This is a genomic window from Streptomyces sp. NPDC079141, assembly GCF_040686775.1.
Taxonomy (GTDB): Bacteria; Actinomycetota; Actinomycetes; order Streptomycetales; family Streptomycetaceae; genus Streptomyces.
Genome location: NZ_JBFBLP010000002.1, coordinates 49377 through 74553, shown reverse-complemented (window position 1 = coordinate 74553; position 25177 = coordinate 49377). Strand labels below are relative to the sequence as shown.

Below are 25177 nucleotides of genomic sequence, written 5' to 3'. Positions count from 1 at the left end.
TGGACATAAGCGACAAAAACCCCCATTCAGCCGCACCCCACCCGGCCCACCACAACACGCGCCCCCTCCCCCGCCCCCCGCACGATGCCAGTGAGGCCCGCCACCCGGCGGCCCACGGTCTGTGCTCTCGGGAGGACCTGCCATGACCGCCAGTCTGGAGCAGCTGCGCCGCTGCCACTTCGCCGTCGACCTGGGTGCGGCGAGGACGCGGGTGTACGTGAAGGGCGCCGGGCTGGTCGTCGATCAGCCCTCGGTCGCCGCCGTGAACACCCGTACCGGCGCGCTGATCGCGGTCGGCGAGTTCGCGGAGAAGATGACGGGCCGCACCCCCGACTACATCCGCGTCGTGCGTCCCGTCTCCGGCGGCACGGTCGTCGACATCGAGATGGCGCAGCGCATGCTGCGCCATCTGCTCGGCGACAAGATCCGTCGTACCCTGCGCCGCAAGCCCCGGCTGCGCGCCGCCGCCTGCACCCCGCACGACGCCGATCCGCTGGCCCAGCGCGCGGCGATCGAGACGCTGGTCGGGCTCGGGGCGCGCCGGGTGGAGCTGGTGGACACGCTGATCGCCGCGGCCGTGGGGTGCGGGCTGCCCGTGGAGCGCCCCGAGGCGACCATGATCATGGTGTGCGGGGCGGCCGCGACGCAGGTCGCCGTGCTCTCGCTGGGGTCGATCGTGACGGCCGAGCGGATCGCGGTGGGCGGCGAGGCCGTGGACCACGCGATCGTGCAGCACCTGCGCCACCAGCACGAGCTGGTCCTGCCGAGCCAGTCGGTACGGCCCCTGCAGCTCGCCCTGTCCGGCAACGGGCTCACCCCGCACGGCCCGGCGTCGACGGAGATCCACGGACGCGATGTGGCCACCGGGCTCGCCCGCTCCGTCCAGGTGGACACGGCCGCCGTCCGTGACGCCATCCAGACGCCGCTGACCGCCGTACTCGACGGCATCGGCAAGGTGCTGCGGGACTGCCCGCCCGACCTGGTCGCCGACCTTGCCGACCGCGGGATCATGATGGTCGGCGGCAGCGCGCTGCTGCCGGGCTTCGACCAGATGCTCCGGCAGGCCACGGGGATGCCGGTGCACATCGCCGAACGGCCCGACGTGTGTGCGGTCCAGGGCCTCGGCACCATGCTGGAGGGCAAGATCGCACCGCTGGAGCTGGACCCGCTGGCCACGTGAACCCGCCGTGACCGTCCCCCGCTTCCCGCCCCTCCTCGAAGCCGTCCTCGGTGTCGGCACCGACCTCGACCTGCGCACCACCCTCCAGCACATCGTGGACGGCGCCGCCGAACTGACCGGCGCCCGGTACGCGGCGCTCGGCACCGCCGACCCCGGCCAGGACGGCCTGGCGGAGGTCCGTACGCCCGGCGCCGAGCCCCCGTACCCGCTGAGCGTGCCGATCCCCGTGCACGAAGAGATCTTCGGGCACCTGTACCTGGCCGGAAAGCGCGAGGACGCCCCGTTCACGGCCGAGGACGAGCAGCTGCTGCGCATCCTCGCAGCCCAGGCCGGCATCGCGATCGGCAACGCCCGGCTGTACGAGGCGGCCCGGCAGCGCGAGCGGTGGATCGAGGGTGCGGCGGCCGTCACCACGGCGCTGCTCGGCGGGGAGAACGCGGCCGACGCGCTGGTGACGGTCGCCGAACGCGCCCGCCTCCTCGCCGACGCCGCCGCGGGCGTCATCCTCCAGCCCACGCCCGAGGGCGGCATGGAGATCGTGACGGCGTCGACGCACGAGGACCCGGGGGACATCGTCGGTACGACCATCGAGCCCGGCAGCCCGGTCCTCGAACAACTCCTGGGCGGGGAGCCGGTGTTCGTCGACGACTCGGCGACCGACCCGCGCATGACGACGCATGTGCGGCACCGTTTCGGGCCGAGCATGATGCTGCCGTTGCAGGCGGGCGGACGTCTGATCGGCACGCTGGCCCTCCCCCGCCGCCGCGGCGACCGCCCGTACACCTCCGTGGAGCGGCTGCTGGCCGTCCAGTTCGCCTCCCAGGCCGCGGCCGCCCTCGTCCTCGCCGACGCCCAGCACAGCCGCGAGCTCCTCGCCGTCTTCGAGGACCGCGACCGCATCGCCCGCGATCTGCACGACCTGGTCGTCCAACGGCTGTTCGCCACCGGCATGATGCTGGAGTCCACGCAGCGGCGCAGCAAGGTGGCGGACGTCCAGGAGACCCTCGGCCGGGCGGTGGACGAACTCCAGTCGACGATCCAGGAGGTCCGTACGACGATCTTCGCCCTCCAGCAGCCGCCCGCCGAGGCGCCCACCACCTTGCGGGGCAAGGTCCTGCGGGAGACGGCCGGAGCGGCGGCGGTCCTCGGCTTCCAGCCGTCGGCGCACTTCAAGGGCGCGGTGGAGTCCCGCGTGCCGGACGACACCGCCGTCCGCCTCCTCACCGCCCTGCGCCGGGCCCTCGCCACCGCCTCCCGCCGGTCCGCCGTCAGCCGCATCGAGGTCACGGTCGACGCGACGGCGACGCTCCCGGACGGCCGGGCCGCCGTACGCCTGACCGTCCACGACGACGGCACGGCGGACGACGGCACGGCGGACGGCGGCGGGGCGGGGACGACGGTGACGTGGCAGGCGCCGATGTGACCACCGCAACGGCCACCCGGGCTCCGTCAGCGTGACAACTGCTCTGCGTCCGCGACCAGTTGCGCCGACAGCCGGCTCGCCGCCTCCGTGTCCTCGCTGTCCGCGGCCTCCCGGGCCTCGCGCAGGTCGTCGGCCACCTTCTCGGCCGCGGCGGACTCGTCCCGCAGCCGCTGCCAGGCCAGTTCGAGACTCGTCACATCCCCGGCAACCGCCCCGGGGTCACCGGCACTCGCATCGATCCCCAGCTGCCGCGCCCACAGATCGAACCGCTCCAGATCCACGGTGCGCACGGGCTCGTACCGCAGCCGCAGGTCCGTCACGTTCTGCGCCACGCGCAGCGCCGCTTCGTCCCCGTCCTCCGCGAGGGCGTCCAGGTCCCGTGTCATCTGCCGCTCCAGCAGGTCCGGCACCTCGTCGGCGGAACGGTACGCCGTCCACGCCTCCCGCAGCGCCCGCGCGTCCTCCTCGCTGACCTCGCCGTCCTGCGCCGCACGAGCGGCGTCGTCCAGCGCGGTGAGCGGGGCCGGCACCGCGCCCGGCCGTGCGTCCGTGGGCACGGCCAGCGAGACCGCCTCCAGGTCGCCGCCCTCGGTCCCGGTGGAGAACTCTCCGTACCCAGGGGCGAAGATCTTCTCCTCGGTGGATCCGTCCATGTGCACCTCGCGCACGGTGATGGCGCCCTCGACGTCGCCGTAGGGCCCCTCGACGGTCTGGTCGACGGTCTTGACCGTGACCTCCTCGAAGACGACACCGGGCTGGTTCTCGGGCCGGTACACATCGCCCTTTTCCGGATCCGCGGGCATGATCATCGCGGCGGGTGCCTTGTCGCGGCCCGCCTGCCAGGTGCCCTCCGTGTCGGCGACGACCCCGTCCTCGTAGTTGAAGACGTCCTCGCCGAGGTACCAGACGGAGCCGTCGTCGGCCTGGGCGTACCAGTCGAGGGCGACCTCCTGGATCCGGCCGTCGGCGTAGGCGACGTACTGCGAGGTCAGGGCGGAGACGGTGGTGCCGTCGAAGGTGATGGTCTTGGTGCCGGGCAGCACGCTGACCTCGGTGCGGAAGACCTCGTCGTCGGCCTGGCCGCCCATGACGACCTGGTCGACCTCGGAGGTGGGGTGCAGCGGGTTCGTGATCCGCGTCGGGTGGGAGAACTTCGGCTCGGCCAGGTCGACGCGGGCGCTCTCGGGCGCGAGCGGCAGGCACTCCTTGCCCGTCTCGCCGGTGTCCTCGTCGACGACCCGCACACATCCGTCGCCGTTGGCTCCCTCCGATCCCCCGGCGTCCCCGGAACAGGCCCCGGCCATCAGTACCACGGCCCCCACGACGGCCCCCGGCCACAGCAGTCTGCGCTGAGTGTTCATGGCGGCCTCCTCACAACCGATCCGCTGCTCGGAGCATCTCCCACGGCCGCTGAACGTCCCCTGAACGCCCCTGAACGCGCTGTCAGAATGGCGAGGGGCATGCCTGCCGCGACGGCGGGTACGACCCCTCCCGTACGGGGGAGTCGCGGAAGCGGCCGAAGAGCGAGAGGTGTCGGAAGTGATTCGAAAGCTGCAGGCGGTCGCGTTGGACTGCGCTGATGCGGTACAGCTTGCGGAGTTCTACGCGGAACTGCTCGGCGGCCGGGTGGTCCAGGACCCGGACGACGCCGACTGGATCGAGGTGCACGGGTTCGAGGGGACGCCCCTGGCCTGCCAGCGCGTGGACGGCTACCGCCCGCCCCAGTGGCCGGGCCAGGAGCGCCCGCAACAGCTCCACCTGGACTTCGACGTGGACGATCTCGAAGCGGAGGAGAAGCGGGCACTCGCCCTCGGCGCGACCGTACTGGAGCGGACGGACCAGCTCCGCCCGGAGGCCAACTGGCGGATCTACGCGGACCCGGCGGGCCATCCGTTCTGCCTCTGCCTCCACTGACTCATTCGCGGTTGCCGCAGCCCGGCCCGGACGGATAGGAAGCCTGCATGCTGAAGGGCGACAAGGTCGGGCTGCGGGCCCGTCACGAGGACGACATCCCGATACTGCGGACCGAGCTCTACAACGACGTGGTCAACGCCGCGCGGGCCGAGAGCGGGCCGTGGCGGCCGATCGCGCCCGGCTCGAAGGACCCGCGGCTCGTGGTGGACGACAAGGAGCAGGGCCATGTCCCGTTCTCCGTCGTCGAGTTGGACGGCGGCACGCTGATCGGCACCGCGACGCTGTGGGGCATCGACAACCACAACCGGTCCGCACACATCGGCCTCGGCCTGCTGCCGGCCTCGCGCGGCAAGGGCTACGGCACCGACGTCGTCGCGGTGCTGTGCCACTACGGTTTCGTCGTACGCGGCCTGCAGCGGCTGCAGATCGAGACGCTGGCGGACAACGACGCGATGCTGCGCTCCGCCGAGCGCAACGGCTTCGTCCGCGAGGGCGTGCTGCGCTCCGCGGCCTGGGTGATGGGCGAGTTCCTGGACGAGGTGCTGCTCGGACTGCTGGTGCGGGACTGGAAACCGGACTCGAAGCGCTGAGCGCTCCGCTCGAAGTGCGGCGCTGTGCCGTCGGTCGGCCGCGGCGCCGTCGTGGCTGGTCGCTCCCCCGCGCCCCTTCGGGCGCTACCGAACCGCAGCCGACTTCACCCGACCCGCTTGCTGTCACTCGCCCGCCGACGGCAGCGTCACCACCAACCTCGCCCCGCCCAGACCGTCCGCCGCTCCCGCCTCCGCCCGGCCCCGGTGCGCCGTCGCCACCTCCGCGACGATGGCGAGGCCCAGACCGGCGCCGCCGGCGTCCCGGGCGCGGGACTCGTCCAGTCGTACGAAGCGGTCGAAGACCCTTCTGCGGTCGGGGGGCGGGATGCCGGGGCCGTCGTCGTCCACCGTCAGCCGTACCTGTCCGTCCCCGGTGTCCGTCAGCGCGAACGCCACCCGGGTGCGGGCGTGCCGGGCCGCGTTCTCGCCGAGGTTGCGCACCAGGCGCCGCAGCGCCTCCTCGTCGCCGGTGACCCGGGCCGCGCCGACGCGCGTGCTGTCGACGGCGAGGTCCGTGGCCGCACGCAGGCGGCGGCTCTCGTCCAGGACCAGGTCGTCCATGTCGACGGGACGGCGCCGCAGGGCGAGCGCGCTCTCGTCGGCGCGGGCGAGCAGCAGCAGGTCGTCGACCAGCCGCTGCATGCGTACGGCCTCCTCGCGCACCGTCCCGGCCAGCGAGGAGGCATCCGCCCGGTCGGGGTGGGCGAGGGCCACCTCGGCGTGCTGGCGGACCGCGGCGACCGGTGAGCGCAGTTCGTGGGAGGCGTCCGAGACGAACCGGCGCTGCGCGGCCTCCGCGCGGGCCACCCGGCGCAGCGATCTGCCGACGGCCGCCCAGGTCGCGGCGGCCGCGAGGAGCAGCAGCACGGGGACGCCGATGAGCAGCAGCCGGGTCACCGTCCACGTCGCCTCGGCGACGCCCGAGGGGGCCCGGCCGTCCAGGACCAGCAGTTCCCGGTCGCCGTCCGCCGCGCCGACCGCGACGACCAGGAACGCGTCCTCGTCGAGGCCGGTGTCGACCGTCGTGCTGCCGCCGGGCGCGAGCCGGGCCAGCGCCGGGCGGCCGCGGACGTTGTCGCTGGCCGCCACGACCGTGCCGTCCGCGGCGACGACCTGGAGGAACTCCTCGTCGTCCGCGGACACCGCCAGGGTCGGCACCCCGCGGCCCGCCTCGATCACCCGGGCCACCTCGCCGGCGCGGTCCCGTGCCGCGTCCCGGACGTCGTTGCTCAGCTCGGTGCGCAGCCCGAGGACGAGGGCCACGCCCCCGGCGACCAGCGCCACCGCCACCGCGAGCACGGCGATGACCGTGGCCCGCACCCGTACGGCCCGCAGCTGCCGCCGCGCCTGCTCACCGGTCCCCGGGGTCATCCCGCACCAGCCGGTATCCGTGCCCCCGCACCGTCACCAGCGACCGCCGCCCGAACGGCCGGTCGACCTTGTTGCGCAGCCGCCGGACGTACACCTCGACGATGTTCGGGTCGCCCTCGAAGTCGTCGCCCCAGACCTGGTCGAGGATGGTCCGCTTGGACACGGCCTCGCCGGCCCGCCGCAGCAGGAACTCCAGCACCGCCAGCTCGCGCGCGGTCACCTCGATGTCCCGTCCGGCCCGGCTGACCGTCCGGGTCGCGGGATCGAGCCGCAGGTCACCGGCGGTGAGGACGGCGGGCCGCTGATGGGCCTCGCGGCGGAGCAGGGCGCGCAGCCGGGCGAGGAGTACGGCGTAGGAGACCGGCTTGGTCAGATAGTCGTCGGCGCCGGTCTCCAGGCCCTCGATCTCGTCCCACTCGCCCTCCTTGGCGGTGAGCATGAGGATCGGCGTCCAGTCCCCGGCGCCGCGCAGCTCCCGGCAGACCCGGTAGCCGTTGAGGCGGGGCAGCATGATGTCGAGGACGATGGCGTCGTAGGCGTTCTCGCGGGCCATCCACAGCCCGTCGACGCCGTCGAGGGCGACGTCGACGGCGAAGCCCTCGGCCTCCAGCCCGTCCCTGAGCCCGGCCGCGAACCGCTCCTCGTCCTCGACGACCAGCACGCGCACACTCTCACGCTACGGCAGCTCCTTCAGCAGCGCGGTGAAACTCTCGGCCCAGCCCTCGACGGTGGCGGCCGTGAACAGGTCCGTGGAGTACTCGAAAGTGACCTTGATGTCCTCGGCGCCCGGCTCCAGCACCACGTAGAGCTCGTTGCGTGCCACGCCGTAGGTCGGGAGCCCCTCGACGCGGGTGCGCAGACCGGGCAGGTCCAGGGTCGGCGGCGGGGTCGTGACCACGGTGAACAGCACCGTCGGGAACAGTCCCTGCCCGGTGCCGGGGGCCACCAGCTCCGCCACTTCCGTCAGCGGCAGGTCCTGGTGGTCCAGGGCGGCGAACAGGGTCGCGGCCAGCTGGGTCGCCAGATCCCCGAAGGTCCCGGCCTCGGACAGCCTGGCCCGCACCAGGACCGCGTCGCCGATCAGTCCGACGGTTCCCGCGCGCTCGCGCCGGGTGCGGTTGGCGCTGGACGCGGCCAGCACCACGTCCGTGGCGTCCCCGCACAGCCGGCCCGCCCAGCGGGCGAACGCCGCGGCCAGCACGGCGTACGGGGTCACCCCCAGCCGGGCGGCGGTCGCCGCGATCCTGGCGGGCGTCTCCCCGCCGACCGTCCAGCTGTGCAGGGCACCGCGGCCGGACAGGGCGGCCGGGCGCGGATGGTCGTAGGGCAGGGGCAACCGCAGGGGTACGCCGGTGAGTTCGGACCGCCAGTAGCGCTCCAGCTCCGCCCGGCGTGCGGCGGGCAGGGCGTGCTCGTCGCGGGCGAAGTCGGTGAACTGGGCGGTCACCTCGGGCAGTTGATCACCCTGGTACAGCCGCCCCAGCTCCTCCCGGACCACCCCGAGCGACCAGCCGTCGCAGATCGCGTGGTGGAACACCGTCAGCAGGATCCAGTGGTCGGCGGCGAGCCGGGCCAGCCGGAAGCGGAACAGGGGGGCGCGGTCCAGCGCGAAGGGCTCGCGGGCGTGCTGCTCGCACCAGCGGTCGGGGTCGAGGACCTCGTCGACCAGGACCTCCACCGGCACGTCGGCCAGTACCTCCATGCTCTGCCCGGTGCACCTGCCGCGCAGCGCGTCGTGCCGCCGCACCAGCTCCGCCAGCGCGCCCTTCAGGCGCTCCACGTCCAACTCCCCGTGCAGGTCGATGCGGTGGACGACGTTGTAGACGGAAGGGTCGGGGCGTTCGTGGTGCCGTTGCCACAGCCGGCGCAGGGTGGAGGTGAGGGGGACCCGCCGCTCCGTGCGCGACGCGATCCCCCGGATCGTCGGCGTCCGGAAGAAGTCGGCCATCGTCACCTCGACGTCCAGCTCCTCCGCCATCCGGTGCAGCAGCCGGATCGCGCCGAGCGAGTGGCCGCCGAGCTCGAAGAAGGGCCGGTGCACCGGCACTTGGGCAACGTCCAGCTCCTCGCACCACAGCTCGTGCAGGGCCTTCTCCAACGGGGTGACCGGCTCCGCTTCCGGCTGCTCCTCGCCCGCGGGCTCGGGCAGCCGGGCCCGGTCCAGCTTCCCGGCGGCGTTCACCGGCAGCCGGTCCAGCGTCAGCCAGCGTCCGGGCACGAGATGGCCGGGCAGCTCGGCGGCCAGCGCGGCCCGCAGCGGCCGCACGTCCTCCGCCACGACATAGGCGACCAGCTCGCTCTCCCCGTACCGGTCCCGGCGCGGCACGACCGCCGCGTCCCGCACCCCCGGCAGCGCGGCCAACGCCGCCTGCACCTCGGCGGGTTCGACCCGGTGGCCGCGGATCTTCACCTGGTCGTCGACGCGTCCGCAGTACTGGAGGGCGCCGTCGGTGCGCCAGCGGGCCAGGTCGCCGGTGCGGTACAGCGTGCCGTCCTCGACGAAGGCCGCGGCGGTCTCCTCGGGCCGGTCGAGGTATCCGTGCGCGACCGGGGTGCCGCCCACGCAGATCTCGCCGACGGCCCCCACCGGCACCGCCCGCCCGTCGGCGTCCCGCAGCAGGATGCGGGCGCCCGGCACCGGCGTGCCGATCGGCGGCAGCGTCCCGTCCTCGGGGTCGACGCGGTGCGAGGTGACGATGATCGACGTCTCCGTGGGGCCGTACTGGTTGTACAGCGCGCAGCCGGGGTGCGCGGCGAGGAAGCGGCGGAAGGCGTCGGTGAGGTGGAGTGCCTCGCCCGCGCAGTACAGCTCCCGCAGGGCGGGCAGCCGCGGCCCGGTCTCCACGAGGTACCGCAGCGGCGTGCACGGCATGAACATCCGCTGCACCTCGTACCGCCGCGCCGCCTCCGCGACGACCGCCGGGTCGTAGCGCAACTCGTCGTCGATCAGGACGAGTTCGGCGCCGGAGGCGAGGGTCGTGAAGATCTCCTGCACGCTGACGTCGAAGGTGGGCGAGGTCCACTGGAGAGTGCGCAGCGGCGGGTGCTCGGCGAGATGGGCGCGGACCAGTCCCGTCGGGCCCCGGTGCGGAACGACGACGCCCTTGGGGCGGCCGGTCGAGCCCGAGGTGTAGATGCAGTAGGCGGGGTCCTCGGGGTGCACGTCGGCGGTCGGCGGGTCGCAGGGCAGAGCGGGGTCGGTGTGCTCCACCAGGAGCGTGTCGGCGGTCAGCTCCGGGTGCCGTTCCCGCATCCCGCCCGAGGTCAGCAGCAGGACCGGGTCCGCGTCCGCGAGCAGCGCGGCCAGGCGCGGGGTGGGCGAGGCCGGGTCGAGCGGGAGGTAGGCGGCGCCGCTCTTGAGGACGCCCAGCAGGGCGGTGATCAGTTCCGGGCCGCGTGGCAGGAGGACGGCCACCCGTGTTCCGCGGGTTGCGCCGCGGGTGCGCAGGAGGTGGGCGAGGCGGTTGGCGGACGCGTCCAACTCGCCGTAGGAGACGCGCCGTTCGGCCGCTACGAGGGCGACGGCGTCCGGGGTGCTGCGCGCCTGCCGCTCGACCAGGCCGTGCAGCGTGTCCCCGGCCGTGGGCGCCGGCTCGTCGAGGCGACCCAGGCCGGCGAGGGCGGCCCGGTCGGCGTCGGTGACGGCGGTCAGCTCGGGCAGCGGGGCGGCAGGGTTGTCCAGGGCCCGGCGCAGCACCTGCTCCACATGGTCCACCAGACGGTGCACGGTGGACCCGTCGAACAGGGCCGTGTCGTACTCGACCATGAACCGCAGGCCGTCGCGGTGGTGGGTGAGATAGACGCTGAGGTCGAAGGGGGCCCGCTCGCTCGGCACGTCGAGCAGGGTGGCGGTCAGCCGGGGCGGGTCGAAGTCGGCCTCGCCCTCGTTCTCATACTCCACCATCACCTGGAACAGCGGATTGCGGCCCGGGTCCCGGTGCGGGTTGAGCGCGCCGACGAGTTCGTCGAAGGGGACGCTTCGGTGCTCGTAGGCCTCCATGCTGCCGTCGCGCACCCGGCGCAGCAGGGTGGGGAAGTCGGGGTCCCCGGTGAGGTCGACGCGCAGCGGCACGGTGTCGAGGAAGAGGCCGACGTGCTGCTCGGCGCCCGCGGGCCGGGCGGCGACGGCGGTGCCGAGGACCACGTCCCGCTGTCCGGCGTAGCGGCCGAGGACGGCACCGATGGCGCCGGTCAGGGTCATGAAGAGGGTGGCGCGGTGCGTGGCGGCGAACGTGCGCAGCCGGCCGGTGAGTTCGGCGTCGAACGCGTGCGTGAGGCTCGCGCCCGCTCCGGTCCTGACCGGCGGGCGGGGGCGGTCGGTGGGGAGGTCGAGGTCGGGGGCGCCGCCGAGCGCGTGCCGCCAGAAGTCGAGGGAGGCGGCGAGCCCGGCGGGCTCGGGGCGGGCGGGCACGGGCAGTTCGGGGAGCGCCGGCGGCTCCTCGTGGCGGTAGTAGGCGGCGAGGTCGCGGGCGAGGACGGCCGTGGAGGAGGAGTCGAAGACGATGTGGTGGGCCAGCAGGAACAGCAGATGCCGCTCGTCCGACAGCCGCAGCAGCCGCGCGGTGACCAGCGGGCCTTCGGTGAGGTCCATCCCGCCCTGCCCCTCGGCGGCGAGGACGGCCCGCAGTGCCTCCTCCTCGTCGGCGCCGCCGAAGTCCTCGACCGGACAGTCCAGGGACACCTGGTCCCGTATCTCCTGGTACGGGACCCCGTCGGCCTCCCCGAACACCGTGCGCAGGGCGGGATGCCGGTCCGCGACCCGCCGCAGCGCCCGGGACAGGGCGGGAACGTCGAGCGGACCGTCGAGGCGGATCGCCTTGGGCTCGCAGTACATGGTCGTGCCCGGGTGCAGCCGCTCCAGGAACCAGATGCGGCGCTGGGCGGGAGACAGGGGCAGACGGCTCGGCGCTGCGGCGGCCAACGGCTTCGGCTCGTACTCCCGGCGGCGCACCCGGTCCAGCACCGGCAGCGCGGCCAGCACCTTCTCCCTCGGCACTCCGAAGTCCACGAAGCAGGCGATCTCGTCCGCCCCCGCCGCCACCAGCCGCCCGACCGCCTCGGCCGCCGAGCGCTCGTCGCCGATCAGGGCCCGGGAGCCGCAGTAGCGCTCGTACGCCCGCCCGAGCAGGAACTCCACGTCGTCCTCGGGGGTGTTCTCCAGGTCGACGTCGAAGCCCAGGCTGTTGGTGACCTGGTCGAACAGGGACAGCGAGGAGCGCAGATACGACACGAAGGGCCGGTAGGCCTCGGCGCGGGCGCGCTCCGCGTCCTCGTCGAGATAGGTGTGCACCAGCACCACCACCCGGCCGGCCGCCGGATCGAGGCCGTGCTCGGCCCGGGTACGCCGGTACAGGGCGATGTTCTCCGCGAGCTGCTCGACGGTCTGCGTCATCAGGTTGGTGACCACGCCGAGCCCCTCGGCGGCGGCCCGCCGGTAGCTGTCCGGGTTGCCCACCACGGCTGCGTACAGCGGCAGTTCGGCCTGGATCGGCCGCGGGTGCAGCCGTACGTCGACCTGCGAGCCGTCTCCCGCGGTCACGCCGACGGGCTTGCCCGACCACAACCGGCGTACGGTGCCCAGCCGTTCGTACATCACCTCGCGGTGCCGGCCGAAGTTCTCCGGCGCGAGCGCGAAGTCCGTGGCGTGCCAGCCGCTCGCGACGCACAGGCCCGCCCGGCCACCGGAGATGTTGTCGACGACCGACCATTCCTCGGCGACCCGCACCGGATGGTGCAGCGGCAGCACGACGGAACCGGCGTTCAGCCGGATCCTGCTGGTACGGGCCGCGAGGGCGGCGGCGAGCACGGAGGGGTTGGGGAACAGTGCGCCGAAGGAGTTGAAGTGCCGCTCCGGGAACCACAGTCCGTGGAAGCCGTGCCGGTCGGCGAACTCGGCGGCGTCCATGATGAGGCCGTATTTGTCGTGGGCGGTGCCTTCGGGGTAGTCGCCGAAGAAGTAGAGGCTGAAGTCGGGGGCGGTGGTGGGGGCAGGGGCCGGCTGCGGTCGGGGCAGGGGCTTGGGAGTGGGCTGTGCCTGAGCGGTCAGTGCGTCCAGTTGACGGTTGATCACTCCAGTGACCTGGTCGGCCAGTTGTTGCGCAAGTTTGAGCTGCTGGCCGAAGAGTTCGTGCAGGTCGGGCGTCGCTGAAGGCGCGGGTGCAGGTGGTTCCGGCATCGGCTGTGGTGCCTCAACCTTCGGCTCCCCCAACCGCTCCGCCAGCTTCCGCGGTGTGTCGACCGAGTCGAACAGCTCGCGGACCGGCACGCGTACGCCGTACCGCTGTTCCAGCTTGGTCGTCATGCCCATCAGGGCGAGGGAGTCCGCGCCGAGCTCGAAGAAGGAGCGGTCCGGCGTGATGTCGGCGACGTCGGCGCCGAGGGCGTCGGCCACCAACTCCCGTATTTCACCGATGAGTTCGCCGGAGACAGGCGCGGCGGACGGCATCGTGACGGTACGGGCGGCGGACTCGCCGCCCACCGGACGCTGCCGCAGGGGATGCCCCGGCAGGGAGATCCTGCCCCCGTCCCCCGTGATCGCCCGCCAGTCCAGTTCCGCGCCGCGCTCGTAGGCCTCCCCCAGGGACTGGAGCAGCCCGGCCGACTGCTCGACGGCCTCCGCTCCCCCGCCCTGCCCGGCCAGCCAGCGGCTCGCCGGGGCGCAGTGCCGCCCGAGTCCGGTGAGCGTCTGTCCCGCGCCGATCTCGACGAAGTCGCCGTGTCCGCGGGCGGTCGCCGTGGCCATGGCGAGGTCGAAACGGACCGGCTGCCGCGCCTGGCGGAGCAGATAGCCGACGTCGACGGTCCAGCCCTCGGGCCGCAGTTCGCCGTCGGCGGTGGTGATCAGCGGGGTGGCGAGCGGGCGGTACGTCACCTGCTCGGCGTACGCCCGGAAGGCATGCAGCGCCTCCTCGACGGCGGCCGAGTGGAAGGCCCGGTCCACGGGCAGCGCGCGCCCGTCCAGTCCCTCGTCTGCCAGCAGGCGTGCGGCCGCTTCGAGCGCCTCGGGCGGTCCGGAGATCACCTGCGAGCGCGGCCCGTTGACCGCGGCGAGTTCGGCCCCGGCGGCCCGCGCGACACGTTCCGCGTCCGCCCGCCCGGCGCGGACGGCGAGCATGCCGCCGGGCGGACAGAGGGCGTGCATCAGCCGCCCGCGCCGGGCGGTGAGCCGCAGCCCGTCCTCCACGGTGATCGCCCCGGCCGCGCACAGGGCCGCGTACTCGCCGACGCTGTGCCCGAACAGCAGCGCGGGACGCACGCCGGCCGCCCGCCACACCTCGGCGAGCGCAGTCTGGTGGGCGAAGAGGGCGGCCTGGGCGGTCTCGGTGGGCCAGACCCAGTTGTCGGCGGCGGCCGTCCCGTCCAGCAGGAGGGGCAGCAGGTCGGCGCCGTCGAACTCGTCGGCGTGGATCTCGGCGCACCGGTCGAGGATCCGCCGGGCGGCGGGATGGGCGGCGTACAGTCCGCTCGCCATGCCGGCGCGGGCGCTGCCCTGACCGGAGAACGCGAAGGCGACGGGGCCCAGGGGTGCCGTGGCGCGTGCCCGGGCCTCCAGCGCCCCGGCGAGTTCGTGCGCCGTACGCCCGACCGCGGTGACGCGTGCCGGGCGGTGCGGCCGGCCCAGCGCCAGGGTGGCGGCGACGTCGGCGGCCGGGAGATCGGACTGCTGCCGCAGCCGGCCGGCGAGCGCTTCGGTCAGCTCGCCCAGGGCCTGCTCGTCGGTGGCCGACACCGGTACGAGAACGGGCAGTTGAGACGCGGTCGCGACAGACGGGCGTACGGGGGCCTCCTCCAGGACGAGGTGGGCGTTGGTGCCGCCGACACCGAGGGCGCTGACGCCGGCCCGGCGCGGGACACCGTCGGGGGTGGACCACGGGCGGAGCTCGGTCGCCAGTCGCAACGGGCTGTTGTCCAGGCGGAGTTCGGGGTTGGGACTGGCCAGATTGAGGGTGGGGACCAGTGTGCGGTGGCGGAGCATGAGCACCGTCTTGATCAGACCCGCCATGCCGGCACAGCTGTCCAGATGACCGATGTTCGGTTTGACCGACCCGACGGCGCAGAATCCGGTGCGCCCGGTGTCCTCGCCGAGGGCCCGGCCGAGCGCCTCGAACTCCACGGGGTCGCCGAGTTGGGTTCCGGTGCCGTGCGCCTCCACGTACGAGATCGTGTCGGCGGCGACGTCGGCACGGCGCAACGCCCGGCGCACCACGTCCACTTGTCCGGCCACGCCGGGCGCGGTGAAACCGACCTTGCCCGCGCCGTCGTTGTTGACCGCGGAGCCCAGGACGACCGCGTGGACGGTGTCACCGTCGGCGAGGGCCCGGTCGAGCCGCTTGAGCAGGACGGCGGCGACCCCGTTCCCGCCGACCGTGCCGTCGGCCTCCGCGTCGAAGGGCCGGCAACGCCCCGTTGGCGACAGGACAGAGCCGGGGTGACTGCGGTACCCGCTCTCCTGGGGCAGGTGCACGGCGGCGGCACCGGCCAGCGCGAGGTCCGCATCGCCGGAGAGCAGCGCCTGGCAGGCGAGATGGACGGCGACCAGCGAGGTCGAGCAGGCGGTCTGCACGCCGATCGCGGGCCCGGTGAGGCCGAGCCGGTAGGCGACCCGGGTGGCGAGGAAGTCGGGCTGCCGGCCGATGGCACTCTGCATGCCGGTCGCGGGATCCGACTCCGGCAGTGCGGCTTCGCCGGCCTGCTGATGGCCGTAGAGATTCATGCCCGACCCGGCGAACACCCCGACCCTGGTCGCCGGCTCGCCCCCCGCGTACCCGCCGTCCTCCAGCGCCCGCAGGCAGCACTCCAGGAACAACCGGTGTGCGGGATGCGTCAGTTCGGCCTCCTTGGGACTGATCCCGAAGAACTCCGGGTCGAACTCGTCGACCCCGTCGAGGACTCCGCCGACCGGCACCCGATCGCCGTCGATGTCCCCGAACACACGGACGCTGTCGACCCCGTCCCGCAGATTGCCCCAGAACCCGTCCACCGAGTCGGCCCCGGGAAAACGGAGAGCCATACCGACGACGGCGATACGACGATCGGCGGCGTCGCGGTCTGCGGCCTCCGTCCGCTCGAACTCCGGCCGGACGCCCGCAAGATGTGCCCCGAGCGCGGCAGCAGTCGGATGCTCGAAGAACACCGTCTGCGCAATCTCCACCCCGAGCCGCTCCTGAAGCCGCACCCGCAACCGTACGAGAAGAACAGAGGTCAGCCCCAACTCATAAAACGGCGCACGCACATCAACAGCCCGCCCAAGAACCCCGGCAAGCTCCTCACACACGACGAGCGTCACAACATCGGGATCAACCCCGACCCCCCGCGCTCCCGCACCCGCCGACGGCGCCTCAGCCCCACCAGGGCCACCCGCACCCGACAACGAATGCCGCACGGGTGGTGCGGGTGGGAACGAAACGGCCGAAGGCGAAGCCGAGGCCGTAAGACCACCGACAACCCACTCCCGCAGCACCCCCCGCCGCACCTTCCCCGCAGGCGTCCGAGGAAAGTCCTCCCCCGGCACAGCCACCACATACGCCGCAGTCAGCCGCAGCCGCCGGAACAGCTCCGCCCGAACCTCCCCCGCGATCCGCGCATCCTCCTCAGCCCCCCGGCTGACGAAGAACACCGCCAGTTCCTCGCTCCCCCGCTCCTCCCGAGGAACACCGCACGCGGCCACCTCCCCCGCCCGCACCCCACTCACCGCACACGCGACTTCCTCCACCTCGTGGCAGTACACGTTGTGCCCGTTGAGGATGATCAGGTCCTTGCGCCGCCCGGTGATCACCACCTGCCCACCGTCGAGAAAGGCCAGATCGCCGGTGTCCAGCCACTCCCGCCCATCAGGAAACGCCGCCGCGTCCGCCTCCGGGTTGTCCACATACCCCGGCGTCAGCCGCGCGGCGGACCGCACCTGAAGCCGGCCGATCCGCCCCTGCCCCGCAAGCTCACCTCGGTCGTCCACCACCCGCAGGGTGACTCCGTGCGCGGGCGCACCGGCCGCGACGAAGGTGACGGTCTCGCCCTCCGGCGCACCCGCGTCGGCACGCACCAGCTCCCCACCGAGGCTGCTCTTGCGCAGCCGGTGCACGGTCCCGGGCCGGTCGAGACGCCCGAACGTGACAGCCGTGACGGTCTCGGCCATCCCCCAGGCCGGAACGACATGCCGCTCCTGAACGCCGTACGCGGCAGTCGCGTCGAGGAAGCCCCGCATCACGGGCAGCAGAATCTGCTCGCCCCCGCACACCAGGGACTTCAGCCGGCCCAACTCCCAGTCGCGCCCGGGCTGTTCGGCCAGCGCATCGGCAACGAGCCGGAACGCGAACGTAGGCGCCCATCCGTGCCCGGCCCGGTACTCGTGCAGCAGATCGAGCCAGCGCAGCGGATCCGCGAGCACCCACTCGGTCGGAGCGTGGACGTTGGTGGACCCGGTGAAGACGGCGAGCAGGTGGTACAGCAGAAAGGCCCCGCTGTGATCCACCGGCAGCCAGTTGACCAGCGTGTCGTCCGCCCGCACATCCAGCACCCGCCGGCTGCTCGCGGCGAAGTCGGCAAGCCCGGCATGGGTGAGCCGCGCGGCCTTGGGCGCACCCGTGCTGCCCGAGGACAGCATCAGCAGCGCGACATCGGCCCCGTCCGGCGCGACGTACTCGTGCACCGCGGAGGCCTCCAGGCACTCGCGCACATCGGCAGCCCGCAGGCCGGGCGCCGTACGCGCCAGGCCTGCGACGCCGGACGCATCCGTGAGCACCAGCGGCCGTTCCAGCAACGCACAGGCGTGCAGCAGCCGTTCGTGCGCCGGCGACCCCGCCGCCGGAGGCTCCGCGATGGCGACCGGACACACTCCGCCGAGCACACACGCCCAGAAGGCGAGGAAGAAGTCGGCGAGGGGCAGCCCGCAGAGCACCACCGTGTCACCGCGCCCCACCCCACGCTCACGCAGCCCACCGAGCAACCGGCGGGCACGGGACAGCAGTTCGGGGTACGGCAGCGCAGTCGCGGTTCCGTCCGGGGCGAGGGTGACCACCGCGCCGGCGGAGCCGGCCGCCCGCAGCAGCGCGTCCACGGCGTCCCGCGGGTCACGCTCGTCCCGCTCCGGCTCGGGACCGCTGCACATCGACGCCCCCCGTACCCGTTCCATGCGTACCCTCATCCCTTTCTCGGTGACCCGGAGGCCCGTCGGTCTCTCGTGTAGCGGACGGCAGTAAAAGCGCGGTCGACGTCTCCTCGGCGGCCCGCGAGGAGCAGGGCCAGCGCCCCGCACACCGCCGTCCCGTGGAACAGCGCCACGACGGTCAGCGGGGAGAGCGACTCCAGGGCCGCCGCGGCGGCGACGGTCCCGAGGGCGAATCCGGACTGCTCGGCCGTGGCGGTCAGCCCGAACAGCCGGCCGCGCTCACGGTCCTTCGCGGCCTGGAGCCGCGTGGTGTAGACGATCTCGGTCCAGCCGTCCGCGAACCCGGCCGCCGCGGCCGCCAGGACCAGCGCCACGGCGGGCAGCCCGGTGAAGGCCAGCACGAAGGCACAGGACATCGCGCAGGTGCCGAGCGCGAACCCCCGTTCGCCCCACGCGGCGCCGTCCTTGGTCCGCACCCGCTTGAGGACCTGGTGGGCGAGCACGGTGCCGACCGCCCAGGCCGCCCAGAAGCGGCTCATGAACAGGGCGGGATGCGAGGGGTCGGCGAGGTCGGCGACGATCGGCAGGGCGACGTTGTGCGAGGAGGAGGCCAGCGCGTCCGTCCCGCGCAGCAGGATCATGCCGAGCAGCAGGGCGGGCACGCCGGCCCAGGCCCGCCACAGCGCCCGCCGCTCCCCCGCACCGGAAGCACCCCCCGCCGCCTCCCCAGCCGCCTCCCCCGTCTCCTCCGTGCGCGGCCGCAGCACCAGCAGCACCACCCCGGACACCACGAAACTCGCGCCGTTGAGCGCGAACGCGGTGCCGTAACCGCCGTAGCCGATGACCGGGGCCGCGGAGGCGAAGCCGAGGACCGTGGCGAGGGAGCGGGCGGTGACGAGCAGGCCGTTGGCCTGGGCGCGCCGGTCCTGGCCGACCATGGCGGGGACCGCGCTGCGCAGGGCCACGGTGAAGAAGGTGTTCCCGGCGCCCAGGACCACGACCGCGAGGCCGAGCAGCCACAGCGGCGTGCCCGAGGCGGTGAGCGCGAGGACGGTCATCGCGGCGGCCTGGGCGGCGTCGGTGCAGATCATCACGGTGCGGCGGCCGACGCGCCCGGTCAGCGCTCCGGCGGCCGGACCGGACAGGACGCCGGCGAAGAGCCGCAGCGCCATCACGGCGCCGATGCCGAGGGCGCTGCCGGTGACCTCGTAGGAGAACAGGCTCAGTGCGATGAGGTTGAGGTAGTTGCCGTAGGCGGAGACGGCGTAGGCGGCCACGAGGAGCCGGAACCTCGACGCACTGACCACTCGAACCCCCGTTCTGCGACGGCTCACCATAGACACCGCGCGGAGCGGAGACGGTCATGATCCGGCCAAGGCAGCGGAAACTCTGCGGTGTTGGCCGAGAACGTTCGGGACCGCCCAGTGATCGTTTCCGCACACGCCGGACATCCAGGCGCGAAGCAGACCCTCGATTGTCACTGCCTGCGCTTACTGTCGATCCATGGCGCACGAGAACCACATCCCCCCGCCCGGCTACGACCCGATGTCCGTCGAACGCTGGGCGCACGAGCCGGACAAGCGCCCGGGCCGCACCGCCTTCCAGCGCGACCGCGCGCGCGTGCTGCACTCAGCGGCCCTCAGAAGGCTCGCGGGCAAGACCCAGGTGGTGACGCCGGGCACGTACAGCCAGGCGTGGGACGCCAGCCCGCGCACCCGGCTCACGCACTCCCTGGAGTGCGCCCAGGTGGGCCGGGAGCTCGGCGCGGCCCTCGGCTGCGACCCCGACCTCGTGGAGGCCGCCTGCCTCTCGCACGATCTCGGCCACCCGCCCTTCGGGCACAACGGCGAACAGGCGCTCAACGAGTTCGCCGAGGACTGCGGCGGCTTCGAGGGCAACGCCCAGTCCCTGCGGCTCCTCACCCGCATCGAGCCCAAGCGGTTCACCCCGGAGGGCTCCGTCGGCCTCAACCTCACCCGCGCCGCCCTGGACGCCGCCACCAAGTACCCCTGGCCGCGCGGCACCCACCCCACCGACCCCAAGTCCCCCAAGTTCGGTGTCTACGACGACGACCGCCCCGTCTTCGACTGGGTCCGCAAGGGTGCCCCGGGCACCCGCGCCACCTTCGAGGCCCAGGTCATGGACTGGTCGGACGACGTGGCCTACTCGGTGCACGACGTCGAGGACGGCCTGCACGCCGGCCATATCGACCCCAACCACCTGCACGCCGAGCCCGAGCGCCAGGCGGTCTTCGCGGTGGCCGTCGGCCGGTACGTGCCTGCGGACACCGACCCGGCGGAGCTGTCCGCCGCCCTGGACCGGCTCCAGGAGCAACCCTGGTGGCCGCACGGCTACGACGGCACCGCCGTCGCCCAGGCCCGGCTGAAGGACGCCACCAGCCAGCTCATCGGCCGCTTCTGCCTCGCCGCCGAGGGCGCCACCCGCGCGGCGTACGGCACCGGCCGGCTCACCAGGTACGGCGCCGAACTCGTCGTACCGCACGAGGCGCGCCTGGAGTGCGCCGTCCTCAAGGCCGTCGCCGACCGGTACGTCATGCAGCGCGCCGAGCAGGAACGGCTGCGCGCCGATCAGCGGATCGTCGTCGCCGAGCTGGCGGAGGCGCTCACCGTGCGGGCCCCGGACGGGCTCGACCCCCAGTTCCGTGCGCTGTTCGACCAGGCGTCCGACGACCGGGCCCGCAAGCGGGTGATCGTCGACCAGATCGCGTCCCTCACGGACGCCTCGGCCCGTTCGCTCCACGCGCGCCTGACGGAGCACCGATGAGACACACCTGAGACATCAGGGACGAGAGGGACACCGAAAGGCCCCGAACGTGACCCTCCGTGGCCTGATCGGGCCACTCCCTCTTCCCCCATCACGCTGCGTGCGGGACGCTCCCATGTGGCGGCACCCTTACGAGGAGGCATCAAGTGGTCGACGCGGATCAGACATTCGTCATCGTCGGAGGCGGACTGGCCGGCGCCAAGGCGGCCGAGACGCTGCGGGCGGAGGGCTTCACCGGGCGCGTGATACTGATCTGCGACGAGCGCGACCACCCCTATGAGCGTCCGCCGCTCTCCAAGGGCTATCTGCTCGGCAAGGAGGAGCGCGACAGCGTCTTCGTGCACGAGCCCGCCTGGTACGCGCAGAACGACATCGAGCTGCACCTCGGCCAGACCGTCGACGCCGTCGACCGCAGGGCGAAGACGGTCCGCTTCGGCGAGGACGGCACGGTCGTCCACTACGACAAGCTGCTGCTCGCGACCGGCGCCGAGCCCCGCCGCCTGGACATCCCGGGCACGGACCTCGCGGGCGTCCACCATCTGCGCCGGCTCGCCCACGCCGAGCGCCTGCGGCACGTCCTGACCGCGCTGGGCCGGGACAACGGCCACATCGTGATCGCCGGAGCCGGCTGGATCGGCCTGGAGGTCGCGGCGGCGGCCCGGGAGTACGGCGCCGAGGTGACCGTCGTCGAGCCGGAGCCGACCCCGCTGCACGGCGTCCTCGGCCCCGAGCTGGGCCAGCTCTTCGCCGAGCTGCACCGCGAGCACGGCGTCCGCTTCCACTTCGGGGCGCGGCTGACGGAGATCGTCGGCCAGGACGGCATGGTGCTGGCGGCCCGTACGGACGACGGCGAGGAGCATCCGGCGCACGACGTGCTGGCCGCCATCGGCGCGGCCCCGCGGATCGCGCTGGCGGACGCGGCGGGCCTGGAGATCGCCGGCCGTGCGCACGGCGGCGGTGTGGTGGTCGACGAACGCCTGCGCACCTCCGACCCCGACATCTACGCGGCCGGCGACGTGGCGTCCTTCCCGCACACGCTGTTCGACACCCGGGTGCGGGTCGAGCACTGGGCGAACGCGCTCAACGGCGGCCCGGCGGCCGCGCGCGCCATGCTGGGCCGTGACGTCGTCTACGACCGCGTCCCCTACTTCTTCTCCGACCAGTACGACCTCGGTATGGAGTACTCCGGCTGGGCGCCCCCCGGCTCCTACGACCAAGTGGTGATCCGGGGGGACGCGGGCAAGCGGGAGTTCATCGCCTTCTGGGTGAAGGACGGGCGCGTGCTGGCCGGGATGAACGTGAATGTGTGGGACGTCACAGAGCCGATCCAGCAGCTGATCCGCACCAGGACCCAGGTGAACACGGAGGCACTGGCAGACCCGCACGCAGCTCTCGAAAACCTCATCCCGTAGCTGTCGGTCCATCCCCGTGCTGCAATTCCCGGGGGACAACCCCCGGACCCCCGGCAGAGGTCGGTCTCGCCCCAGGAGTGTCAGTTCGGCCCCGTAGAATCACCTCGTGGCAGGACGGATCAACGACGAGGACGTGAAGGCGGTACGGGACGCGGTCCCGATCGACGCCGTGGTGTCCGAGTACCTCCAGCTGCGCAACGCGGGCGGCGGCAACCTCAAGGGGCTGTGCCCGTTCCACGACGAGAAGTCGCCCTCCTTCCAGGTCAGCCCGAGCAAGGGGCTCTTCCACTGCTTCGGCTGCCAGGAGGGCGGCGACACCATCTCATTCGTGATGAAGGTCGACCACCTCTCCTTCTCCGAGGCGGTCGAGCGCCTGGCCGGCCAGGCCGGCATCACCCTGCGCTACGAGGAGGGCGGGTACAACCCCGCCCACCAGCGCGGCGAGCGCATCCGCCTGGTCGAGGCCCACAAGATCGCCGCCGAGTGGTACTCCGAGCAGCTCGCCGTGAGCCCCGAGGCCGAGACCGGCCGGCTCTTCCTCGCCGAGCGCGGCTTCGACCAGGCCGCCGCCGTCCACTTCGGCGTCGGCTACAGCCCGCAGGGCTGGGACCACCTCACCCGCTATCTGCGCGGCAAGGGCTTCACCGACAAGGAACTGCTCCTCTCCGGCCTCTCCCAGGAGGGCCGCCGCGGCCCCATCGACCGCTTCCGCGGCCGTCTGATGTGGCCGATCCGCGACATCGGCGGCGAGGTCGTCGGCTTCGGCGCCCGCAAGCTGTACGAGGCGGACAACGGCCCCAAGTACCTCAACACCCCCGACACGGCGATCTACAAGAAGTCCCAGGTCCTCTACGGCATCGACCTGGCGAAGAAGGACATCGCCAAGGCCAGCCGCGCCGTGGTCGTCGAGGGCTACACCGACGTCATGGCCTGCCACCTCGCCGGGGTGACCACGGCCATCGCGACCTGCGGCACCGCGTTCGGCGGCGACCACATCAAGATCCTGCGCCGGCTGCTGATGGACAACGGATCGGCCCGGGTGATCTTCACCTTCGACGGCGACGCGGCCGGCCAGAAGGCGGCCCTGCGCGCTTTCGAGGACGACCAGAAGTTCGCCGCCGAGACCTACATCGCGATCGCGCCGGACAACATGGACCCCTGCGAGCTGCGTCTCGCCAAGGGCGACGACGCGGTCGCCGACCTGGTCGAACCCCGTACCCCGCTCTTCGAGTTCGCGCTGCGCCAGATCGTCGTCCGCTACGACCTCGACACCCCCGCGGGCCGTGCCGCCGCCCTGGACGAGGCGGCCCCGATCGTCGCCCGTATCAAGAACAGCGGCGCGCAGCACGAGGTCGCGGTGCAGCTCGCCGGCATGCTCGGCATCCTCGACACCCAGTTCGTGGTCAAGCGGGTGGCGCAGCTGGCCCGTTGGGCCCGCGACCGCGGCGGCAAGGGCCCGGCCCCGGCGCGCGGCCCGCAGCAGCCCTACGACGCCGCCCCGCGGCCCTCCGCGGCCGGTCCGGCCCTCAATCTGCGCAACCCCGTGTACGCCACCGAGCGCGAGCTGCTCAAGCTCGCCCTCCAGCGCCCCGAGCTGGTCTCCCCGGCCTTCGACGCGTACGGCGTCGACGAGTTCACGGCCGCCCCCTACGCCGCCGTACGCCAGGCGATCATGGAGGCGGGCGGCGCCGAGTACGGCGTACAGGACGCGCAGGACTATCTGGTGCGGGTGCGGGACGCGGCGCCCGACGACGCGGTCCGTGCGATGGTCACCGAGCTGGCCGTCGAGGCGATCATGCGCCGCACGGTCGACGAGAACTATGCGGGCGACCAGCTCGTCACGGTCCGCCGCCGGGCCGTGGAGCGGCGGGTCCGCGACATCCAGTCGACCCTGACCCGTCTCGGCTCGCACGGAGACCCGGCGCAATTGGCCGGTGTGCAGAACGAACTGTGGGTACTCCAGCAGTACGACCAGGCGCTGAGGGCCCAGGGAGCCGCGGCTCTGTAGGGGTTCCCGGAACGGCTCGATAACCCCCCGGTCACGGACCGGACGCAAAAAGTCACCGCACGCCCCTCGTGGCGGTGATGTGTCGTACTCCACACTGGGTTCCGGTGCCTGAGTCCTCGGAGCGCGGCCGATCCGTCCCCCACGGGTCCCACACCCCCGCGGTTCCACTCATCGCGTACGGGACGGACAGCGGCGAGGCCGCCGACTCCGCCCTCGAAGCAGCGCTGCCGCACACCTCAGCAGCGATCATCCTGGAGGTCGCCCCCGTGCAGACCCAGACCCTCACCCAGACCGACAGCAGTACGGACGCCACGGACGCCGAGTCCGACGTCCTGGTCGCGGTTCCCCCGCAGAACCGTGCCGCGCACCATCCCGAGGCGGAGCCGGAGGGACCGGCCGCCGAGGCGCTGGAGGCCGTGGAGCCTCCCGAGCCGGTCGAACCACCGCGCAGCCGTACCGACACCGGCGGCCCGTCCTCGGACCTGTTCCGCCAGTACCTGCGGGAGATCGGCCGCATCCCGCTGCTCACCGCCGCCGAGGAGGTCGAGCTCGCCCGCCGCGTCGAGGCCGGCCTGTTCGCCGAGGAGCGGCTGACCAACACCCCTGATCCGGACAGCCAGTTGGCGCTCGACCTGGACCGTCTGGTGGTCATGGGCCGGATGGCCAAGCGCCGGCTGATCGAGGCGAACCTCAGGCTGGTCGTCTCGGTGGCCAAGCGCTACGTGGGCCGCGGCCTGACCATGCTGGACCTGGTCCAGGAAGGCAACCTGGGCCTGATCCGGGCGGTCGAGAAGTTCGACTACGCGCGTGGCTACAAGTTCTCCACGTACGCCACCTGGTGGATCCGCCAGGCCATGTCCCGCGCGCTCGCCGACCAGGCCCGCACGATCCGCGTCCCGGTCCATGTGGTCGAACTGATCAACCGGGTCGTCCGCGTCCAGCGCCGCATGCTCCAGGAACGCGGGTACGAGCCGACCCCGGAGGAAGTGGCCGCCCATCTGGACCTCGCGCCGGAGCGCGTCAGCGAGGTCCTGCGCCTCGCCCAGGAGCCCGTCTCCCTGCACGCCCCGGTGGGCGAGGAGGACGACGTGGCGCTCGGCGACCTCATCGAGGACGGCGACGCGGCGAGCCCGGTCGAATCGGCGGCGTTCCTGCTGCTCAGGGAACACCTGGAAGCGGTGCTGTCGACCCTCGGCGAACGCGAACGCAAGGTCGTCCAGCTCCGCTACGGCCTGGCGGACGGCCGCCCCCGCACACTGGAGGAGATAGGCCGCATCTTCGGCGTGACCCGGGAACGCATCCGCCAGATCGAGTCCAAGACCCTCAACAAACTCAGGGACCACGCGTTCGCGGACCAGCTGAGGGGCTATCTCGACTGAAGGGTAGGGGCC

The 25177-nt window shown here is 73.0% G+C and carries 13 protein-coding genes; 8 read left to right on the top strand and 5 right to left on the bottom strand.

Annotation, left to right across the window (positions count from 1 at the left end):
* The first annotated feature begins 142 nt into the window (after window positions 1-142).
* Together AB0Q90_RS05445 and AB0Q90_RS05440 are read left to right on the top strand one after the other, a co-directional pair.
* A complete protein-coding gene (locus AB0Q90_RS05445; protein WP_363159724.1) occupies window positions 143-1180 on the top strand; it encodes a rod shape-determining protein in 1038 nt (345 codons plus the stop codon).
* A gap of 7 nt (window positions 1181-1187) precedes the next feature.
* Window positions 1188-2603 (top strand): GAF domain-containing protein, encoded by a 1416-nt coding sequence (locus AB0Q90_RS05440; RefSeq protein WP_363159725.1) that lies wholly within the window; start codon window positions 1188-1190, stop codon window positions 2601-2603.
* Window positions 2604-2629: 26 nt separating this feature from the next.
* Here the strand turns inward: AB0Q90_RS05440 and AB0Q90_RS05435 are convergent, their stop codons facing one another.
* Entirely contained in the window at window positions 2630-3964 is a 1335-nt protein-coding gene (locus AB0Q90_RS05435; protein WP_363159726.1) for a hypothetical protein, read from the bottom strand.
* Window positions 3965-4142: 178 nt separating this feature from the next.
* Between AB0Q90_RS05435 and AB0Q90_RS05430 the strand changes: the two genes are divergently transcribed.
* Window positions 4143-4517, top strand: a complete 375-nt coding sequence (locus tag AB0Q90_RS05430) for a VOC family protein (protein ID WP_363159727.1) — start codon at window positions 4143-4145, stop codon at window positions 4515-4517.
* A gap of 47 nt (window positions 4518-4564) precedes the next feature.
* Window positions 4565-5107, top strand: coding sequence for a GNAT family protein (locus AB0Q90_RS05425; protein WP_363159728.1), 543 nt, complete (start codon window positions 4565-4567; stop codon window positions 5105-5107).
* A 123-nt stretch (window positions 5108-5230) separates the two neighbouring features.
* Here AB0Q90_RS05425 and AB0Q90_RS05420 read toward each other — a convergent pair whose 3' ends face one another.
* From AB0Q90_RS05420 to AB0Q90_RS05405, 4 genes are read right to left on the bottom strand one after another with little or no spacing between them, the layout of a single operon-like run.
* Window positions 5231-6478 carry a HAMP domain-containing sensor histidine kinase gene (locus tag AB0Q90_RS05420; protein WP_363159729.1) on the bottom strand — a complete coding sequence of 416 codons (1248 nt, stop codon included), beginning with the start codon at window positions 6476-6478 and terminating at the stop codon, window positions 5231-5233.
* Entirely contained in the window at window positions 6459-7145 is a 687-nt protein-coding gene (locus AB0Q90_RS05415; protein ID WP_363159730.1) for a response regulator transcription factor, read from the bottom strand. Before AB0Q90_RS05415 ends, AB0Q90_RS05420 begins: the two co-directional genes overlap by 20 nt.
* Window positions 7146-7154: 9 nt before the next feature.
* A complete protein-coding gene (locus tag AB0Q90_RS05410) occupies window positions 7155-17606 on the bottom strand; it encodes an amino acid adenylation domain-containing protein (protein WP_363159731.1) in 10452 nt (3483 codons plus the stop codon).
* A gap of 8 nt (window positions 17607-17614) precedes the next feature.
* The gene (locus tag AB0Q90_RS05405; RefSeq protein ID WP_363159732.1) at window positions 17615-18859 is read right to left on the bottom strand and encodes an MFS transporter; all 1245 of its coding nucleotides are present in this window, start codon (window positions 18857-18859) and stop codon (window positions 17615-17617) included.
* A gap of 226 nt (window positions 18860-19085) precedes the next feature.
* Here AB0Q90_RS05405 and AB0Q90_RS05400 point away from each other — a divergent pair, with 226 nt between their 5' ends.
* The 4 genes from AB0Q90_RS05400 (at window position 19086) to AB0Q90_RS05385 (ending at window position 25165) form a co-directional block, all read left to right on the top strand.
* On the top strand, window positions 19086-20366 hold the full coding sequence (locus AB0Q90_RS05400; RefSeq protein ID WP_363159733.1) for a deoxyguanosinetriphosphate triphosphohydrolase: 1281 nt from the start codon (window positions 19086-19088) through the stop codon (window positions 20364-20366).
* Between the two features lie 146 nt (window positions 20367-20512).
* On the top strand, window positions 20513-21778 hold the full coding sequence (locus tag AB0Q90_RS05395; protein WP_363159734.1) for an FAD-dependent oxidoreductase: 1266 nt from the start codon (window positions 20513-20515) through the stop codon (window positions 21776-21778).
* Window positions 21779-21884: 106 nt separating this feature from the next.
* Window positions 21885-23786 carry a DNA primase gene (dnaG, locus tag AB0Q90_RS05390; protein ID WP_363159735.1) on the top strand — a complete coding sequence of 634 codons (1902 nt, stop codon included), beginning with the start codon at window positions 21885-21887 and terminating at the stop codon, window positions 23784-23786.
* 104 nt (window positions 23787-23890) lie between these two features.
* Window positions 23891-25165: an RNA polymerase sigma factor gene (locus AB0Q90_RS05385; RefSeq protein ID WP_363159736.1), complete on the top strand. Its 1275-nt coding sequence runs from the start codon at window positions 23891-23893 to the stop codon at window positions 25163-25165.
* Window positions 25166-25177: the final 12 nt, after the last annotated feature.

What these genes read in the sequence shown, in the direction of transcription:
- AB0Q90_RS05420 (WP_363159729.1), bottom strand. Translation starts at nt 6,478, where the DNA reads ATGACCCCGGGGACCGGTGAGCAGGCGCGGCGGCAGCTGCGGGCCGTA.
- AB0Q90_RS05435 (WP_363159726.1), bottom strand. Translation starts at nt 3,964, where the DNA reads ATGAACACTCAGCGCAGACTGCTGTGGCCGGGGGCCGTCGTGGGGGCC.
- AB0Q90_RS05400 (WP_363159733.1), top strand. Translation starts at nt 19,086, where the DNA reads ATGGCGCACGAGAACCACATCCCCCCGCCCGGCTACGACCCGATGTCC.
- AB0Q90_RS05445 (WP_363159724.1), top strand. Translation starts at nt 143, where the DNA reads ATGACCGCCAGTCTGGAGCAGCTGCGCCGCTGCCACTTCGCCGTCGAC.
- AB0Q90_RS05425 (WP_363159728.1), top strand. Translation starts at nt 4,565, where the DNA reads ATGCTGAAGGGCGACAAGGTCGGGCTGCGGGCCCGTCACGAGGACGAC.
- AB0Q90_RS05410 (WP_363159731.1), bottom strand. Translation starts at nt 17,606, where the DNA reads ATGGAACGGGTACGGGGGGCGTCGATGTGCAGCGGTCCCGAGCCGGAG.